The organism is Pseudomonas sp. NPDC088444 (genome assembly GCF_044900175.1).
Taxonomy (GTDB): Bacteria; Pseudomonadota; Gammaproteobacteria; order Pseudomonadales; family Pseudomonadaceae; genus Aquipseudomonas.
Genome location: NZ_JBJDNK010000007.1, coordinates 354,209 through 371,470 on the forward strand (window position 1 = coordinate 354,209; position 17,262 = coordinate 371,470).

Annotated in this window: 14 protein-coding genes and 2 pseudogenes; 4 read left to right on the plus strand and 12 right to left on the minus strand. The window is 58.1% G+C overall.

Annotation, left to right across the window (positions count from 1 at the left end; genetic code table 11):
- Positions 1–16: 16 nt before the first annotated feature.
- Positions 17–1,093 (minus strand): diguanylate cyclase, encoded by a 1,077-nt coding sequence (locus ACI2KB_RS16400; RefSeq protein WP_404636228.1) that lies wholly within the window; start codon positions 1,091–1,093, stop codon positions 17–19.
- A 288-nt stretch (positions 1,094–1,381) separates the two neighbouring features.
- Here ACI2KB_RS16400 and ACI2KB_RS16405 point away from each other — a divergent pair, with 288 nt between their 5' ends.
- Positions 1,382–2,017, plus strand: coding sequence for a LysE family translocator (locus ACI2KB_RS16405; protein ID WP_404636229.1), 636 nt, complete (start codon positions 1,382–1,384; stop codon positions 2,015–2,017).
- A 31-nt stretch (positions 2,018–2,048) separates the two neighbouring features.
- On the opposite strand, the gene ACI2KB_RS16410 is transcribed toward ACI2KB_RS16405, so the two are convergent.
- The 4 genes and pseudogenes from ACI2KB_RS16410 to ACI2KB_RS16425 form a co-directional block, all read right to left on the minus strand.
- Positions 2,049–2,678 carry a polyribonucleotide nucleotidyltransferase gene (locus ACI2KB_RS16410; protein WP_404636230.1) on the minus strand — a complete coding sequence of 210 codons (630 nt, stop codon included), beginning with the start codon at positions 2,676–2,678 and terminating at the stop codon, positions 2,049–2,051.
- A 263-nt stretch (positions 2,679–2,941) separates the two neighbouring features.
- The gene (locus ACI2KB_RS16415) at positions 2,942–4,285 is read right to left on the minus strand and encodes an OprD family porin (protein WP_404636231.1); all 1,344 of its coding nucleotides are present in this window, start codon (positions 4,283–4,285) and stop codon (positions 2,942–2,944) included.
- A gap of 207 nt (positions 4,286–4,492) precedes the next feature.
- Positions 4,493–4,717: a hypothetical protein gene (locus ACI2KB_RS16420; protein ID WP_404636232.1), complete on the minus strand. Its 225-nt coding sequence runs from the start codon at positions 4,715–4,717 to the stop codon at positions 4,493–4,495.
- Positions 4,718–4,843: 126 nt separating this feature from the next.
- Positions 4,844–4,996, minus strand: a pseudogene (locus tag ACI2KB_RS16425) (topoisomerase DNA-binding C4 zinc finger domain-containing protein); the annotation flags it as partial.
- Positions 4,997–5,187: 191 nt separating this feature from the next.
- Here ACI2KB_RS16425 and ACI2KB_RS16430 point away from each other — a divergent pair.
- The gene (locus tag ACI2KB_RS16430) at positions 5,188–5,478 is read left to right on the plus strand and encodes a hypothetical protein (protein ID WP_404636233.1); all 291 of its coding nucleotides are present in this window, start codon (positions 5,188–5,190) and stop codon (positions 5,476–5,478) included.
- Positions 5,479–5,540: 62 nt separating this feature from the next.
- On the opposite strand, the gene ACI2KB_RS16435 is transcribed toward ACI2KB_RS16430, so the two are convergent.
- Entirely contained in the window at positions 5,541–5,810 is a 270-nt protein-coding gene (locus tag ACI2KB_RS16435) for a pentapeptide MXKDX repeat protein (RefSeq protein ID WP_404636234.1), read from the minus strand.
- Positions 5,811–6,417: 607 nt separating this feature from the next.
- Here ACI2KB_RS16435 and ACI2KB_RS16440 point away from each other — a divergent pair.
- Positions 6,418–9,000 carry an EAL domain-containing protein gene (locus tag ACI2KB_RS16440; RefSeq protein WP_404636235.1) on the plus strand — a complete coding sequence of 861 codons (2,583 nt, stop codon included), beginning with the start codon at positions 6,418–6,420 and terminating at the stop codon, positions 8,998–9,000.
- Positions 9,001–9,175: 175 nt separating this feature from the next.
- Positions 9,176–10,084: a LysR family transcriptional regulator gene (locus ACI2KB_RS16445; protein WP_404636236.1), complete on the plus strand. Its 909-nt coding sequence runs from the start codon at positions 9,176–9,178 to the stop codon at positions 10,082–10,084.
- Here ACI2KB_RS16445 and ACI2KB_RS16450 read toward each other — a convergent pair.
- From ACI2KB_RS16450 to ACI2KB_RS16475, 6 genes and pseudogenes are all read right to left on the minus strand, one after another.
- Positions 10,070–10,846, minus strand: a complete 777-nt coding sequence (locus tag ACI2KB_RS16450) for a substrate-binding domain-containing protein (protein WP_404636237.1) — start codon at positions 10,844–10,846, stop codon at positions 10,070–10,072. The genes ACI2KB_RS16445 and ACI2KB_RS16450 overlap by 15 nt on opposite strands.
- Positions 10,847–10,861: 15 nt before the next feature.
- Complete coding sequence (locus ACI2KB_RS16455) at positions 10,862–12,157, minus strand: MFS transporter (protein ID WP_404636238.1); 1,296 nt, start codon at positions 12,155–12,157, stop codon at positions 10,862–10,864.
- 264 nt (positions 12,158–12,421) lie between these two features.
- Positions 12,422–13,693 (minus strand): c-type cytochrome, encoded by a 1,272-nt coding sequence (locus ACI2KB_RS16460; protein WP_404636239.1) that lies wholly within the window; start codon positions 13,691–13,693, stop codon positions 12,422–12,424.
- A 1-nt stretch (position 13,694) separates the two neighbouring features.
- Positions 13,695–15,473: a GMC family oxidoreductase gene (locus ACI2KB_RS16465; protein ID WP_404636240.1), complete on the minus strand. Its 1,779-nt coding sequence runs from the start codon at positions 15,471–15,473 to the stop codon at positions 13,695–13,697.
- A gap of 6 nt (positions 15,474–15,479) precedes the next feature.
- Complete coding sequence (locus ACI2KB_RS16470; RefSeq protein ID WP_404636241.1) at positions 15,480–16,214, minus strand: gluconate 2-dehydrogenase subunit 3 family protein; 735 nt, start codon at positions 16,212–16,214, stop codon at positions 15,480–15,482.
- 201 nt (positions 16,215–16,415) lie between these two features.
- Positions 16,416–17,147: pseudogene (locus tag ACI2KB_RS16475) on the minus strand (methyl-accepting chemotaxis protein); the annotation flags it as partial.
- Positions 17,148–17,262: the final 115 nt, after the last annotated feature.

Consider the following 17,262-nt stretch of genomic DNA (forward strand, 5'->3'; position numbering starts at 1 on the left):
CTGGGCCGTTGATCCTTCAAAACTCCGTACTCAATGAATGACATGCCCTTACTCCGGGTGACGCCGAGTTGACTCGGTTTCGCCCGGTACTTTTGGCGTCGTACAGTGCCATGTCCGCTTCGTGCAGCCACATCCCGGCGTCGGTGAGATGAGGGCCGTAGGCAGCGATGCCGATGCTGAGGCTGAGCCTTAATTCGGGAATTTTACTGTGGTTGTGTTCGTGGACTGTGCGGCGCAGGCGTTCGAGGATCTCGGTGGCCTGGGTCAGTGTAGTGTCTGGCAGGATCACGCAGAACTCGTCGCCGCCGTAGCGTCCGGCCAGATCGGTGGCGCGCAGGCTGGTCGACAGCGCGCCACTCAATTGCTTGAGCACATTGTCGCCAATGATATGGCCGTAGGTGTCGTTGATGTGTTTGAAGTGGTCGACGTCGATCAACGCCACGCTGTTCTGTCGCTTCATCGTCTGGCAATGATTGAACTCGACCCTGAGCCGGTCCTTCCAGGCGCCATGATTCATCAGGCCTGTGAGGCTGTCGGTCGTGCTGAGTTTTTCCAGCGATTTCTTGCTTTCCGACAACTGCACGGCCACGCGATAAGACACCAGGCCGATTGCCAGGGGATAGATCACCAGCATCGGCAAGCAGGCGTACACCTGCATGGGGGTAATGGTCGGGAACAGCGCGGGCAGAAAAATTCCGTATCCCACCAGCGCGCCGACGATTTGCGCCAACGAACCGCTCAGGAACAATCGCGGACCGCCTGCGGCAATGTTGTTCATTGCCATCATCGACAAGGCAGTGACCGTCGGGAGCGGGTTAAGGCCCATCGCTCCAGCCCAAAAACCGCCCGCCAGCGAATCGTAGATCAGGTTTCGGCGCTCGGCTTTGTAAGGCTGTTTCGACACCCTCGCCAGAAGAAACGCTACATGGGGCCAGACGTAGCCATGCAGGACCATCGCTGTCCAGACCCACGCGGGTGGGTGTGAAGGGTAGAGCGCGGCGGCGACGGCGAAAAAGCCGATACCCAGCCCTACACTGCGCGGCACATGCATGCGCCGGGCATACGACAGACCTCTGCGGATGGAAGTGTTCATAGCTCTTCACCGGGTGATGACGCAGCATCCCGACTGAAACATCGGCCACGCTTCGAGTGTCGCTCGGCATTTGGTTTCTGTGAAGAGCAATTTGCCACTATTGGACGGTTGAACAGCACCGGCTGTCGTTCAGCAAACCCGGACCCCGTGAGAGTGACGCATCTGTCCCGGTCGTTTTATCGTCCATCTGTCTATGGACGGCGTCCTGTGGTTTGGCTGAAATGCATCCGCCCCCACCCGAATCACTCGGGCGGGTGATTTCAGCGACGTCTGAGCAGGACTTTTCCCATGCCCGAATTCTCGAATCTGATCGCCTTTTCCCTCATATCGCTGGGTATGGTCCTGACACCTGGCCCGAACATGATCTACGTGATTTCCCGGTCCATCTCACAAGGCCGCAAGGCGGGTTTGATCTCCCTGGGGGGCGTCGGGATCGGTTTCATTTTCTACATGTTGTGCGCGGCGTTCGGCATTACCGGATTGGTCATGGCCGTGCCCTATGCTTACGACACCCTGCGTGCGGCGGGTGCTTTGTACCTGCTGTACCTGGCATGGCAAGCCGTCAAGCCGGGCGGGCGGTCCCCATTTCAAGTCAAGGATCTGCCTCAGGACAGCAACCAGCAATTGTTCCTGATGGGCCTGCTGACCAACCTGTTCAATCCCAAGGTCGCCGTGCTTTATCTCTCGCTGCTGCCGCAATTCATCACGGTCGGTAACGGCACCAGTGTGCTCAGCCAATCGTTGGTGTTGGGCAGCGTGCAGATTGGCGTCAGTCTGACGGTCAACGCGATGGTCGCCATGGCGGCGGGCTCTATCGCGACTTTTCTGACGACCAAGCCGACCTGGGCCAATGTCCAGCGTTGGCTGATGGGAACGGTGCTGTTCGGGTTCGCCATGCGGATGGCGGTGGAGGGACGAAAGTAGGAGGCTGACAAAGTCGTCAGCCGATCCCCCATCATTTACTGCCTGTCACGCCTTTCACCACCGCCCCATGGGCCTTGGCGTCTTTTGCCAGTGAGATGACGTTGACCATCGCTGTTCGCGTGCCTGACGCAGCCGCGACGGTGGTGCTCAGGACTTTGCCGCCGTCGACGCTGCCGGAGATATCGAGCTGACGCAGGCCAAGGCCTTTTCTGACGAGTTTCTTCTCGCCCAGTTTGGTGAAGTCCTTGTAACTGGACTGCTGCTGAACAAGGGTTTCGGCAATGATGTTGTCCAGGGTTTCCGTGTCGTTGGACGACGCCGTGTTGCCCTCGGGCAAGGGCGTTTCGGTGATGATCACTACGCGCTTGGCGGGTTTGTTCATGTACAGCGAGCCGGTGACGCCCGCCGCCTTGGCTTTGTCGTCGATCTCCTCCATAGGCCCTTTGACATAGTCTTTGGGCAGGAAGAACACGAACTTGCCGCCCAGCATCGAGACTTTCTGGCCGGTGGGTTTGGCGGGGGTGGTCTTTTTGGCGGTGTGGGCGCTTTTGGTCGATTTGGCAGGGTGCTTGGCGTCAGTGGCCGCCTGCGCACCTGTGATGCCCAGCGCAATGGTCAATGCAGTACACATCAGGGCTGATTTCAGGGTGAACAAGCGCATTCCTACCTCTTCAAATGCTGATTCCTACAGAGGGTAGGCATTTTGCCTGAGTGATTTGGATAAATGTTGGTGGGGTGACTGGGCGCATGCTGACTGCTGTAAGCGATCTCGGTGGTGATCATCTTTTTATGGCCCGCCACACGTCACTGTGGGCCGGCTTGCTGGCGAAAGCAGTTCGTCAGTGATGGATCTGTCACCTGACACTCCGCCTTCGCCAGCAAATCGCCCCTCACAAAAGGTGAATTCGGCCTCAGCGAACGCGATCAGAACACATTAATCGGATAATCCACGATCACCCGGTATTCATCCGCATTGTGATCCACCGTCTTATACCCATCGCCCCCCCGGTTGGTCGCCCAGCGCAAACGCACGCCGAGGTTCTTGGCCGGGCCGCCTTGCACCACGTATTTGATGTCGGCATCCCGTTCCCAGTGCTTGGCGTTGTCGCCATCAGCGTTGTAATAGCTGTAGCCCGAGTCAGCGGCGGTCGTCGCTTTGGTCAGATCCATCGTGCCTCGGGTGTAGGACAGCGACGAGGTCAGCCCCGGCATGCCCCAGCCCGCGAAGTCATACGCATATTGCAGCTTCCAGGATTTTTCCCCCGGCGCGTTGAAGTCCGAGTACTGCTGGGAGTTGTCCAGATAGACGCTGTCGCCGTCGCGGATGTAGTCGAAAGGTGTGTTGCCGTTGACCTTCTGCAACGAGGTGGTCAACGTCTGATGACCGACCGTGACGCCCAGATGCACGCTAAACGTGTTGTTGTCGATGCTGCCCAGCAGCGCATGCCCGCTGTCCTGCGTATGGTAGTAATGGAAACCGGGATTGAGGCTGACCAGATCGTTCAATGCCCAGTTGTAGTCCAGATCATAGTAATACTGGTTCCAGATGTCCTTGAGCTGCGAGGCGTACAGGCTCGACGTCATGCCCGGCACGCCGGTGTACGTCGCCCCGGCCCAGCTCATGTGCTTGCTCTTATCGCCATCGGGCAGGGTGCCGTAATAAGTGCCGATACGCCCGTTGCCACTCTGGTTGAACAGCTTGTCGAAACTCACTTGCCCGGCGTCCAGCGTCAGGTGATCGACGCTGGTGTTGGTCAGGCTGAAGCCGCGAAACGTCATCGGCAACATCCGCGTCGCACCGCCCGCGATCACCGGATTATTGAGGAACATGTCGCCCGCTTTCAGCACGGTATTGAAGGCACGCATTTTCACCGCGCCGCCCGCTGACGAGAATGAATCCGGGGCATCGCCGTACAAATTGTCCTTGTTCGGATTGGGGGCGGTAGTCGGCAAAATGCTCGACCCGCCACTGCCACCGCCGCCGTCCAGCTTCAGGCCCAGCATCGCATTGGCATCGAGCCCGAAGCCCACCGGGCCTTGGGTAAACCCGGACTCAAAGACCCCGATGAAGCCTTGGCCCCACTCTTTGCTGTCCTGCTTGCCATCGTGCCGGTCGTGGTTGAAGTAATAGTTTTTCAGGTCGAGATTGAAGCTTGACCCCTCGATAAAACCATCCTTACTGCCAGTAGCATCATCGGCATAAACAGACGTAGCGGTAATGGCTGTCATCGCCACGACCAGCGCACTCAGTTTGAAAGAGACGTTCACAGATCAGTATCCCCGTAGACTTTATTGGCGTTCGGCAGTGAGAACAGACGTCGAACTGTATTGTTATAAATACCGCTTATTATTTTTCGCGCTCAAAAAAAAGCCGCTAGGGAAAGCGGCTGAAGTTTGGAGCTTAAACGCTTGCGTCAGGAGCAGTGACGCAAACAACACAATGAAAAAACGACAGAAACAGAAGCTACGTACAGGTCAGGTGTGTTTGGCATTCTCCTCTTGAGGGTTGAAGGTAGACGCTTGTTGGGTCTTGCTCTGTTCCTTGGCCTGGGCAGCCAGGGCTTCTTCGTGCTGCTCGAAGTTCGTATGAATCGCTTCATTGCGCGCCACGAACGCAGGAGACTCTTCTGCAAAAACAAGAGGAGAGGCCATTAAAGACGAAACCGCCAGAGCGCTGATAATACCGATGGATTTAAACATTTGATTCAACCTTCTTGCGTGAGCAAGTTCGATTAGGTGAGGCCACTGTAAGAATTCAATGACCCTGGATCAAATGAAACCCCTTTAAAAATTGTTTAGCGAAAATGTTATGTGGATGAGAGGGAATTAAATCGTCTTCATGGGAGCGAAGATCGGGCGGATGCCTCGACACTTCGGAAAATCGGTGCAACCCCAGAAGTTGCCGCCTGCATTGGCGCCCGTACGTTCGACCTTGATCACCATCTTTTTACGGCAAAACGGGCAGGCGGGTGCTTTCGGTCAACGCCGCCGTCCGGGCCTTGTCCGCCAATCTCCAATCTGTGTCAGACAAAAGCGAAGCGTCTGTAAGACCCTTGCTCACTCGGTTTGAGAAAGGCGCCACAGTGTACGCTGAAAAGATACTGTGGTGGCTTAATGATGTCATGGTAAAAAGCGCGTCGGAATATTCATCGACACGCTAAGGAATAGCCATGCTCAAGGTAGGAACCAGCTTCATCGCCGCACTCGTGCTGCTCAGCGCCTTCATCGTTTCCGCGAAGGAAACCCGCCTCACTGACGCCGCCATCGCGCAAATCCTCATCGAAGACTCCATCGCCGCCTACCCCGGCAATTGCCCATGCCCCTACAACGCGGCCCGCAATGGCAGTCGCTGTGGCAAACGTAGCGCCTATAATCGCGCAGGCGGCTACTCGCCATTGTGCTTTAAGGAAGACGTCACCAAGGAAATGGTTCAGGAGTATCGGCAGCGTACCAAGGGCTGATCACTGCCTCATCCGGCAAGTGCACAAGTGGCCGGGCACCGATGTGCCCGGCGCTCTGGATGTCACTGACTCATTTCGCCCTTCTTCATCGCATCCTTCTTCATGCCGTCCTTGGACATGGCATCGTGCTTCATTGAACCGTTCGACATCGCGTCATGCTTGGCCTCGGGTTTGGCCATTTTGTCCTTGCTCATGGCGTCGCGCGACATCGTGCTCTGATTGCTCATGCTGCCGTTGCTCATCGCATCCTTGGACATCGTGTCAGCCGCATAAGCACCGGAAACGGCTAACAGCAAAACGCCGGAAAAGACAGTTGCGATCATCTTGTTCATTTTTGGATTTCCTTCAGAGAGTGGCCCAAAAGCGGGCGTGCCATGGCGATCAACGTCTACCGCACTGACGATTCGCCTTGATTGCCGCGTTTGAACTCAAGCGGCCCAGTTACTCTGAAGGCAATCAGATCGCCAAATCCTCTCGAAAGGTTAAACAAATCGTGAAGTGTGCCTGGTTTGCCAGACCGAACTTTGACGCGTTTTCCGAGTGGAAAAGGCGGAGCCAGTCAATCGCCAACTGATACCGTTTTTTGGGTGGCTTCTGAGTCTTTTCTCGCCAGTCATTGCTTCATACAGTGTGCGGTCGTACCACTCATTGAAAGCGGTCGGCCGCCACCTGCGTGAGGCCGACTGGCAAACCGGCCCATCCAGCTTCTTTTCAAGACTTCCCGAACATTGCGCACCGCCCCGATATCGCTCCGCGTCTCCGGACAGCCGATAGGGCCGCGGGCGGCCGGGTCTTTGGGGCGCTTGCAGTGGGCAACGGTCCGTTTTGGATCGCGAGCGGCGACGCAGGCCACGGCTATCAGACGAACAGGTTTAACGTCGAGCGCATCGTGCCGATACAGCTCGTAAGCATGGCTCGAAAAAAAGCGCTACGGAAACTATGGAAAATCTGCCCAAATCCTTTAAGTCGGAAAACCGCCGCTCCAGCGTTGCGCTGACACGCAGCTCCCTTTTTTATTTCGTCGCCTTACTGACAGGGGTTTTCTTGCTGGCGAGCTTTATGTTGCTTTTCCTGGCAAGGGATCTGGACAGAACCGAGGAAGAAGAAAGCGCTTTTTATACTGCCAAAGCCGTGCATGCCTCAGAAAGGAGTGTGGGTTCGACGCTCAAGGATTACGCATTTTGGGGCGACGCATACAAACACCTCCATCTACAGGTTGATCCTGAATGGGCATTTGTCCGCCAGAATATCGGTTCGACGCTCTATGCTGACTTCGGCTTCCAAGGGCTGTTCGTCGTCGATGAGAGGGGGAGCACCGTTTATGCAGTGGTCAACGGTGAGCTAAAAAATATCTCGATTGAAGACTGGCTAGGGCAGCCATTAGCGCCTCTGGTAGCCCAAGCGCGGAAGGTGGCATCGGAAGAGAGACCTGTAACCTCTTTCATGAACGTAAAGGGTGTTCCCGCCATCGTCGCCGCTGCCGCTATCACCCCTGGCACCGATCCGACGATCGAACCCGATGATCGTGCGGCGTCTGTGCTGATTTTTGTCGACTTACTGACCGACGACAAGCTGGCGACGCTGGGCCGGGATTACGGGGTGAAAGATCTTCGTGTCGCCACACCGTCTGAGCCGCATCAGGCATCAGATTTTGTGCTCGGCGCTAACGGCGAGGGTGGTGCGTTACGCTGGACGCCGCCCAAGCCGGGTAATCGGCTCCTCGCCCTTGGATTACCTCTTACGGGCGTCGCTGCCCTGCTGGTCTGCTTGATGGCGTGGGTGATTTTGCGCCGTACGACCGCTGCCGCCAGTGCGCTGGACGAAAGCTACCTTTCGCTCCAGAAAAGCCAAGCGGCGTTGGCGACCAGCGAGGCCCGGTTTCGCGATGTCGTCGAGGCCAGTTCAGACTGGGTCTGGGAGATCGACCAGGAATGCTGCTTCACTTATCTCTCCGAGCGATTTGAAACTGTTACCGCGTTCTGTCGGCAAGACTGGATAGGCGTGTCCATAGACGCGTTGCTCACCAGTCAAATGGGGACTCTTTCGCAATGGTTGTCGATTCCAAATCGCAAACCGGACATCACAGTGTCCTGCCGATACATCAATACCCAAGGCGAAGAGCGCGTCACTCGCCTCTCTGCGCGTCAACTGCCCGACGGTGGTTTCCGCGGAACCGCCACCGACATTTCAGAGGAGGTCCAAGCGCGTCGGCGCATTGAGTTTTTATCTCAGCACGATGCCCTTACAGGTCTTCCAAACCGCGTAAGGCTACAAGAGTTTCTCGATGGTAAGTTCAAGGCGTTGCCGACCAAAGAGCAGCCGTTGGTCATGCTCAGTCTGGACCTGGATAGATTCAAACCTGTGAATGATTTGCTGGGGCACGCTGCTGGGGACAGAGTACTCAACGACATTTCAGCTCGGCTGTCTGAGTGTATTCGCCATGGAGATCTCGTCGCGCGGGTAGGTGGCGATGAATTCGTGCTGATTCTCACTGATGCCAAGGACCCGGAGGAAGTTGAGTCGCTATGCCGACGTCTCATTGAGTCGATCGAACTTCCTTTGGTGATCGATGAACAGGAAGTGTTTGTCAGCGCCAGTATCGGTATTGCGATGGCACCGACCGACGCACGAGAGGCTGCCGAATTGCTACGTTACGCAGACATCGCCTTATACGAGGCAAAAGCCGGCGGCCGCAGTACCTGGCGGTTTTATGCCGGTGACATGAACGCCCGCATCATCGAGCGGCGACGTCTGGAGAGTGACCTGCGCTTTGCAATAAAGCATGGTGAGCTGAGGTTGCACTTCCAGCCTCGGTTCAGGATTGCTGACGGCAGGATGGTGGGCGCTGAAGCATTGGTGCGTTGGCAGCATCCCCAACGAGGCTTGGTGTCGCCTGAGAAATTCATACCGATTGCAGAGGAGACCGGCCTGATTCTGCCGCTAGGCGATTGGGTGATGAAGACGGCTTGCAGCTATGCAGCACAATGGCCGTCCCACCTTTTCGTTTCTGTGAATCTCTCTCCAGCTGAATTCAAGCGCGGCAATCTGATTGCCCGCGTTCAACAGGCACTCACCAATAGTGGCATTGAACCGTCCCGCGTTGAGTTCGAGATTACAGAGGGGGTGATGCTCGAAGACGCCGTAGGTGGTTTGGAGTTGATGCACCAACTCAAGCGCTTGGGGGTACGTATCGCGATGGATGATTTTGGTACCGGATACTCATCTCTCAGTTATTTACGAACGTTTCCCTTTGACGGCCTGAAGATAGACCGCTCCTTTCTCTCCCGGCTGGGTGAGAGCGAAGATGATCAGGCCATCGTTCAGGCGATCGTCGGTCTGGGGCAGGCGCTTTCTTTAACAGTGACGGCAGAAGGCATTGAGACCGCCGAGCATCTCGCGCTGTTGAAAGCCGTGGATTGCGCAGAGGGTCAAGGCTACTTTCTTAGTCGTCCAATGGAAGCGGACGCCTTTGATGCATTGCTGGGCGAAACGCATAGGTCGGCATTTACCATAAGGAGTTAAGTCCCGTATTGCCGCCCTGACTGAATGGCCGAAGGTGCTTGGCGAGTCGGGCGCAGCAACCTGAGCGAAAGACTGCCTCGGACTGTGGGTTCAACCGTATCCCTCCCGATTGCTGATCTGAATCATAAACCTCTACCATTGATGCTTATGTCCGATCACCGGTACGGAGCCGCAGGTGAGCATCCAATTTGACTTAAACGACCTACTGGCCTTTCGAGGGGTGGTGGAGCAGGGTAGTTTTCGGCGTGCTGCGGACTCGATACGTATCACGCAGTCGGCCTTGAGTCGGCGCATCGAGAAGCTGGAAACCGCTTTGGGCGTTAAGCTGTTTGAGAGGACCACGAGAAAGGTATCGTTGACCAATGTGGGACGGGCCTTCCTTCCACAAGTGGAGCGTTTGCTGGACGATCTGGATCTTGCTTTGTTGAGCGTGGGGGAAGGTGGCGCGTTGCGGACAGGCACGTTGACCGTCGCCTGTGTGCCCTCAGCCGCTTACTATTTCATGCCCCATGCGATCCGAAGCTTTCACGCACAGTACCCAAAAATCAAAATCAAACTGATCGATGCTTCGGCTAACGAGGTCAGCGCAGCGGTGACCTCGGGAGAGGCCGATTTCGGGGTGGGTTTTACCGGCAATCTCGCGCCTGAGGTCGAATTCAGCCTGTTGATGGAGGAGCGATACGTCATTGCTTGTCGTAACGACCATCCGCTCGCTTCACGAAACGCGGTGACCTGGGCGCAGGCTTATGAGTACGACTACATCACTCTCGACAGGTCATCGGGCAATCGTCTTGTCATAGACCGTGCACTGCCGGGCCTTCGGGTCGAGAAAGCAAGCATTTGCGAAGCGCGCCACGTCACCACCGTACTGGGCTTGGTCGAGGCAGGATTGGGTGTGGCGGCGGTGCCATCCATCGCCATGCCTGTCGCGCCGCATCCTATTCTCACCAGCGTGGCGCTCAACGAACCTGAAGTCGTCAGGCAGATGGGGTTGCTCAAGCGCCGCGGGCGCACGTTAACGCCCGCGGCACTGGAGCTGGAACGGTTAATTCGCGAGTTGCCAGACCGATTAGCGCGGCACTGAATCCAGACCCGTGGAGCGAACAATCGGCTGCGCGTCCGGGGACGCCAGGTAGGTCAGAAGTTTCTTCGCCTCGGCGGGATGATCGGCGTTTTTCGGGATTCCCGCGGCGTAACGCGTCACCGATTGGACGTCTTCAGGTATCTTGCCGACGAAGGTGATCCCCGGAATGGGCAGCAGCTCAGCCACCTGCTGGAAGCCGATTTCATAGTCTCCTTTGGCAACCACGGATGCGACAGGGATGCGCTCGATCATCTTGCTCTTGGGCGCCAATTGAGCCTGCACACCCAGTTTTTTGAACAGTTCGTTCTGAATGTACACACCGCTCGCGCTATCGGAATAGGCGACTGATTTTGCCGATAGCAACACTTGCTTCAGCTCGGCATCAGTGTTGATCGCAGGTTTCTTTTCTCCTGCCTTGACGACCATGCCAATGCGCGAATCGGCGAGTTCCACGCGGGAGCTGGCGTCCACCTTCCCCTGCTTGATCAGTTCATCCAGCGCGTAGCCGACCATGATCACCACGTCGGCATGTTCGCCCCGTTCGAGTCGATTGGGGATCGCTTCCTGCGCTTTGCCCATGGAGGGTCCCAGCACGGTGTTCAGCGTGTTGCCGCTGCTCTTTGCGTAAAGCGGAGCCAAGCCTTTATAGGCCGCGGTGAAGCCGCCCGAGGTCATGACGGTCAGTTCTTCTGCCTGAGCAGTCGCGCCGTATAAGCTTCCGGCAATCAGCAGTGCCGTTAGAGAGTGGGTAAACAGTTTCATAGACATTCCTTTATGTCAGGCAGTGGCAGGTGACTGAGTTGCCAAGCGGCGGTAAAGCACCAGAGTGGCGGCGAACGCGCAGCCAGCGGCGAAGATCATCCAGTACGCGGGTGCGGCTTTGTCGCCGGTCATGTGGATAAGCCAGGTAGAAACGGCAGGGGTGAAGCCACCGAATACGGCGGTTGCCAAGCTGTACGCCAGCGAGAAGCCTGCGACGCGTACCTCCACTGGCATGATTTCAGTGAGGGCCGGAATCATTGCACCGTTGTAGAGACCGTACAGGCAAGAGAACCAGAGCAGTACTTCCAACATGTGCGAAAAGCTTGGCGATTGCGCCAGAAAAGACAGTGCTGGATACGCCGTGATCAGGGTGAGCACGGACATTGCCATGAGCAACGGCTTGCGCCCGAATCGGTCGCTCAAGGCGCCGCCAATGGGAAGCCAGGCGAAGTTGGAGACGCCCACTAGCAATGTGACCATGAGTGCGTCACGGGTGCTGAGTTGCAGCACGGACTTGCCAAATGTCGGGGCGTACACGGTAATCATGTAGAACGCGGTCGTGGTCATGGCGACCATCAACATCCCCAGTATCACGATGGCGGCATTGCTGTAGAGGGTGGCCATGACCTCTTTCATGGTCGGACGATGCTTACGCGTCGAAAACGCTTCGGTCTCCTCAAGGCTACGACGCAACAGGAATATGAAGGGGATGATCAGGCATCCGATGGCGAATGGAATTCTCCAGCCCCACTCCGACAAAGCGGCCGGTGCCAGCCAGAGATTCAACGCGTAGCCCAGCCCTGCCGCCACCACGATAGCGACTTGTTGGCTCGCGGATTGCCAACTGGCGAAGAAGCCTTTGCGACCTGGCGTTGCCATTTCTGCAAGGTAAACGGACACACCGCCCATCTCTGCCCCGGCCGAAAATCCTTGAAGCAACCGCCCCAACAACACGAGCGCAGGCGCCCACAGGCCGATGCTGGCGTAGCCAGGGACAAGCACGATGAGCAACGTGCCGCTGGCCATGATCGCCAAGGTGACAATGAGCCCTTTGCGGCGCCCTACATCATCGATGTAGGCGCCCAGCAGGACGGCACCTAGCGGGCGCATTAAAAAGCCTGCGCCAAACACCGCAAACGTCATCATCAGTGACGCGAATTCGTTGGCAGCGGGGAAAAATGCAGCGGCGATCTGGGTGGCGTAGAAGCCGAAGAGGAAAAAATCGAACTGTTCGAGGAAGTTTCCGGACGTCACCCGGAAGACCATGGCGGCCTTGGATGACCCATTAGCCGCGTGGCTTGGATTGGGCATTGTGATCTCCAGCGTTTTTTTGAGTGTTTTGTAAGCGCTTGTAACTGGAGATTCTCGGGGAAAAAACGCGGGGTGATAAACGTTGATTTCTCATCGATTGATGCATGAATACGATCAATTGAGAACGACAACGGACCCGTTCCAATCGACAGTCGCTGTCGGACGCCCAAATTGTCGGCGACGGCGGCAGATTTGAAATGCCCACGACGAGCCCCGTCCACCGAGGGGCTCGCTAAAGGCACGTGGGCGGCAAATTGTGGTGCTTTATTGGTTAGTCGAACGTTGGGCCTGTACGGCGGCAGCGGTAACCGGTTTGCCCGTGTTTCCCCACCCTGTGCGGATGAAGGTGACCACGTCAGCCACTTCCTGGTCGGATAGACGCCATGCAAAACCCGGCATAGCGAACGCCGTCGGCGCATGCTGGTTGCCTGGGAGGTAGCCGCCGTCAAGCACGATGTGAACCAGCGAGGTTGCGTCCTTGCCGTTGACCACCGAATTGCCGGCCAGCGCCGGGAACACTTGCGCGTACCCTTTACCGTCACTGCGATGGCACGCCATGCAGTTGTCCGCATAGGTTCGTGCACCAACCGCTTGCACGTTCAGGCTGGCCATCTGCTTGGCGGTGTCGGAGCTGCCTGATGCAGCAGGTGCAGCGCCAGAAGCAGGCAGACTCTTGAGGTAGCGAGCAATGGCCAGGCGATCGTCGTCGGTCAGGTACTGCATGCTGTGCTGTACCACATCGGTCATGCTGCCAAACACCGCTGTCCGGTCGGTACGGCCTGTCTTGAGGAACTCGGCGATTTCTGCCTCGCTCCATGCGCCCAGACCATCCTGGGCGTCGCCTCGCAGGTTCTTGGCGACCCAGCCTTCCAGCGGCGCGCCCCCCGAGAGGAAATGCCCTTGCGCATCGGCTGACAGCGCCTTTTCCTGCATGCCGATACCACGCGGTGTATGGCAACTGCCGCAATGGCCCAGGCCTTCGATCAAGTACTGCCCGCGCGCCAGTTGCGGGTCCGACGAGGCGGGCAATGTGCTCGCCACCGCCGGTGCGAATGTCCAGCGCCAGATCGTTAACGGCCAGCGCATGCTCAGTGGCCAAGGGATATCCGCGTCCCGGTTAGGCGTTGCGGCAGGCTTCACCCCGTTCATGAAATAGGCGTAGAGGTCGGCGATGTCCTGATCGGACACTTTCGCGTATGACGGAAACGGCATCGCCGGATACAGGCTCGAGCCATCGCGTCGGATGCCGTGACGCACGGCCTTGTCGAAGTCCTCCAGCGTGTATGCCCCGATACCGTGTACCGGATCGGGAGTGATGTTGGTGGCGTAGACCGCCCCGATCGGGGTTTCCAGACCCAGGCCGCCGGCGTAGGGCTCGCCGCCTTTGACCGTATGGCAGGCCATGCAGTCACCGGCGCGGGCCAGGTACTCGCCTCGCTGGATCGCCTGGGGATCTGCCGACGCGGCCATGGCCTGCAAACTGATCGTGCCCAGGCACACTGCGCTCCACTTCAGGAGTGTGTTCAACGTCGTCATCTCAGGCCTCCACCAACGGCTTGCCGGGGTTCTTCAGGTAGTGCTGCCGGATGGCGTTGGCCGACCAATAGGCGAGGGCACCGACGAGTCCTGTCGGGTTGTAGCCGATGTTCTGCGGAAACGCAGACGCGCCGATCACGAACAGGTTGGGCACATCCCAGGATTGCAAGTAGCGATTGACCACGCTGTTGGACGGGCTGGTGCCCATGATGGCGCCGCCGGTGGTGTGCGTGCTCTGGTAGAAGCGGGTGTCGTACGGCGTGCCGATTTTCTTGGCATTGACCTGATAGGACTCAGGGTTCATGGCCTTGGCGATTTCTGCCGCCTTGCCTGTCACGTACTGCGACATCTTGATGTCGTTGTCATGCCAGTTGAAGGTGACGCGCAACAGCGGCTGGCCAAACGAGTCGCGGTAGGTCGGGTCCAGGTCCAGGTAGGTGTCTCGGTAGGCCATCACCGAGCCCTGGGTGTAGATGTTCAGGCTGCGCTGATAGTTGTCGGCGACGGCGGCTTTCCAGCCTTTGCCCCAGTTCGGCGCGCCCTTGGCGACACTGGTCTGCCCGATAGGGCGCCCGCCGGTGCGATGGTGACCAATGTTGGCACCGCCGATGAAACCGAGGCCAGTGTGATCGAAATTGTCGCCGTTGTAGTTGTCGATGGCCGATCCGCCCGCCCCCGTGCCGATGAAGGGGTTCAGGTAGGTGCCCTTGGGCATGACCACGTTGACCGAGCCGAGCATCTGATAGGCGTAGTTCTTGCCCACCACACCTTCGCCGGTCTGCGGGTTGTAGGGTTTGCCAATGCCGGAAAGCAGCAGCAGGCGCACGTTGTGCAACTGAAACGCGCTGAGTATGACCAGCCGTGCGGGCTGCTCGGTCTCTTGACCTTGCGCGTCGATGTAGGTCACGCCGGTCGCCTGTTTTCCAGTGGAATCCAGATTGACCTTCGTGACGTGGCAGAGCGCGCGCAATTCGAAATTCTTCCGGCGACGAAGTGCCGGGAGGATCGTGGTCTGCGGCGAGGCTTTCGAGTACATGTAGCAGCCATAGTTTTCGCAGAAGCCACAGAAGTTGCACGGCCCCAGACGAACCCCATAGGGGTTGGTATAGGGCGCCGACGCATTGCCTGCCGGGATTTTGAAAGGCGAGTAGCCGAGGCCCTTCGCGGCTGTTTCGAACAGCGTGTCGCCGTAGACCGGTTTGAGTGGTGGCAGCGGGAACTCCTTGCTGCGCGGGCCTTCGAACTGGTTGCCGCCTTCAATGAGCTGGCCCTTGATGTTGCCTGCTTTGCCAGAGACGCCGGCGACGTCTTCGAAACGGGTGAAGAACGGTTCGAGTTCTTCGTAGCTGACCCCATGATCCTGAATGGTCATGTTGTCAGGAATCATGTTCTTGCCGTAGCGCTCCGTGTAATGGCTGCGCAGTTTCAGGTCACTGGGCAGTGGGCGCCAGGTCAGACCGTTCCAGTGAAAGCCCGCGCCGCCCACGCCATTGCCCAGCAGGAAGGTGCCTTGCTGGCGATAAGGAACCGCGATGTCGGCGGGGGTGTGCCGAATGGTGACGGTTTCCTTGGATAAGTCCTGGTACAGCTTGCCGCGCACCGTGTAGGCGAGCTCGTCGATGACTTTCGGGTAGCTCGCGTCGTCAGGGGTGTTCTGGTCTGGCCCGCGTTCGAGGGCGACCACATTCAGGCCGGCTTCGGTCAGTTCGGCGGCGAGTATCGATCCCACCCAACCCAGACCGACGATGACGGCATCGATTTCCGGTTTCTTGATTGCCATCTGCTCTTACCCCTTGAGTCCGTTGATGGACACAGGGCCGAGCGGATACCGCTCGTTGGGACGATCTACCCAGTCCATGAAATCTGCGCGCGCACCGGGGAAGCCGATCATTTTCCACCCAGCCATGTCTTGGTTGCCGCCGTACTTGGGATCGGCGAAATAACCTTCCTTGACGTTTTTCAGCAGCAGCGCGAAGAACATCTCGCCCGGCACGTTATTCAGTGTGAGCTGGCCTTTTTCCAGCGCCGTCAGCGTTGCAACCCGGACCTGTTCAGGCAGCTCGGCGAAACGCTTGCCATGTCTGGTCTGACAGGCAGTGTCGACCTCGGCGATGCTCAGGCGATAGATCTCGCGCGGCACCAGCTTGAACTGGAAGCCCATTTCCACGGGTTGATCGGTGATGAAAGGGCCCTGCATGTACCACAGGCGACCATAGGCGTAGGGGGTTTCCATCTGACGGTCAAGAAACTCCGGGACCCCCGCCGACAGCGCACCAGGGCCTTCCTCGTCTTCAGGAATGAGGACGGCGCAGGCGGCATTGACGAATCGCCACTCGGCGTCCGTGAAAAAGCTCGGCTCGTAGGCACGCGGCGCAGGGGCAGGTTCGTCCTGCGCGACAGCGGCCTGTACCGGGGCCGGGGTCACTAACTGCGTTGCCGAATAGCCGCCCAGGCTTACGGCGGGGATCAGAATGGCGCTGCGACGCAGGAATTCGCGTCGTGAATTGGGTGTGTCGGTCATCGTTGCTCCGTCAGGCGTGCGGCAGAGGGTGCTTGTGAAGTGGCCTGCTGACCATCTTGGAAGTGGGTGTTTCGGGGAGGATGCGGGCGCTGTGGAGGCGTGCGTCAAACCACCACAGCGGCATCTGGGCGAAGAATGGTATCTCAGTGAAATGGCAAATAATAGAATGACATTTCATTAATACGATTTTTTAGCGCCGCGCTACATTTTGAAGCTGGCAACCAGGCGCGTCAGGGAGTGCCCCAACTGCTCCAGATCCTCGCTGGCCGAAGCGGTCTGGCGGGCCTGCTCGGTGGAAACGATCGACAAATTACGAATGTTGATCAGGTTGCGATCCACTTCCCGAGCGACCTGGGCTTGCTCTTCCGAGGCGCTGGCGATCACCATGTTTTGCTCGTTGATCTGCAGCACACTGGCCATGATTTCCTGCAAGGCGTCCCCGGACTGGCGTGCCAGAGCTCGCGTCTGGGTCGCTTGCTCGGTGCTTTCCTTCATGGCAGAGACTGCGTGATCGGAGCCCTCCCGGATGGTGGTGACCATCGATTCGATTTCGAAGGTGGACTGTTGCGTCCGGGCCGCGAGGGCGCGCACTTCATCGGCCACCACCGCAAACCCGCGACCCGCTTCGCCCGCACGCGCTGCTTCGATCGCAGCGTTCAGCGCCAACAGGTTGGTCTGTTCGGCGATACCGCGGATGACATCCAGTACCTTGGCGATTTCCCGCACGCGATCGGCCAGGCCCTCGACTCGCTCGGCGCTTCGCGCGGCGTTGCGTTCCAGTGACTCGATCGCTTCGATGGTTTCGCCGACGCGAGCATTGCCTTGCTCGCTGGCCGAACGGGATTCTTGCGACGCCTGGGAGGTGGCCACCGCGTTGCGTGCGACTTCCTCCACGGCGGCTGTCATTTCCGTAACGGCGGTCGCCGCCTGCTCGATTTCATTGTTCTGTTGAGCCAGGTTCTGATTGGACTCCGAGGTCACCGCCCGCAGTTGGCTGGACGAGGAGGCGATGACTTCGGCCGATCGAGCGATTTCCTGCAAGGTGTTC

Coding starts and splice junctions, on each gene's coding strand:
- ACI2KB_RS16400 (WP_404636228.1), bottom strand. CDS start 1,093: ATGAACACTTCCATCCGCAGAGGTCTGTCGTATGCCCGGCGCATGCAT.
- ACI2KB_RS16405 (WP_404636229.1), top strand. CDS start 1,382: ATGCCCGAATTCTCGAATCTGATCGCCTTTTCCCTCATATCGCTGGGT.
- ACI2KB_RS16410 (WP_404636230.1), bottom strand. CDS start 2,678: ATGCGCTTGTTCACCCTGAAATCAGCCCTGATGTGTACTGCATTGACC.
- ACI2KB_RS16420 (WP_404636232.1), bottom strand. CDS start 4,717: ATGTTTAAATCCATCGGTATTATCAGCGCTCTGGCGGTTTCGTCTTTA.
- ACI2KB_RS16430 (WP_404636233.1), top strand. CDS start 5,188: ATGCTCAAGGTAGGAACCAGCTTCATCGCCGCACTCGTGCTGCTCAGC.
- ACI2KB_RS16435 (WP_404636234.1), bottom strand. CDS start 5,810: ATGAACAAGATGATCGCAACTGTCTTTTCCGGCGTTTTGCTGTTAGCC.
- ACI2KB_RS16440 (WP_404636235.1), top strand. CDS start 6,418: ATGGAAAATCTGCCCAAATCCTTTAAGTCGGAAAACCGCCGCTCCAGC.
- ACI2KB_RS16450 (WP_404636237.1), bottom strand. CDS start 10,846: ATGAAACTGTTTACCCACTCTCTAACGGCACTGCTGATTGCCGGAAGC.
- ACI2KB_RS16455 (WP_404636238.1), bottom strand. CDS start 12,157: ATGCCCAATCCAAGCCACGCGGCTAATGGGTCATCCAAGGCCGCCATG.
- ACI2KB_RS16460 (WP_404636239.1), bottom strand. CDS start 13,693: ATGACGACGTTGAACACACTCCTGAAGTGGAGCGCAGTGTGCCTGGGC.
- ACI2KB_RS16465 (WP_404636240.1), bottom strand. CDS start 15,473: ATGGCAATCAAGAAACCGGAAATCGATGCCGTCATCGTCGGTCTGGGT.
- ACI2KB_RS16470 (WP_404636241.1), bottom strand. CDS start 16,214: ATGACCGACACACCCAATTCACGACGCGAATTCCTGCGTCGCAGCGCC.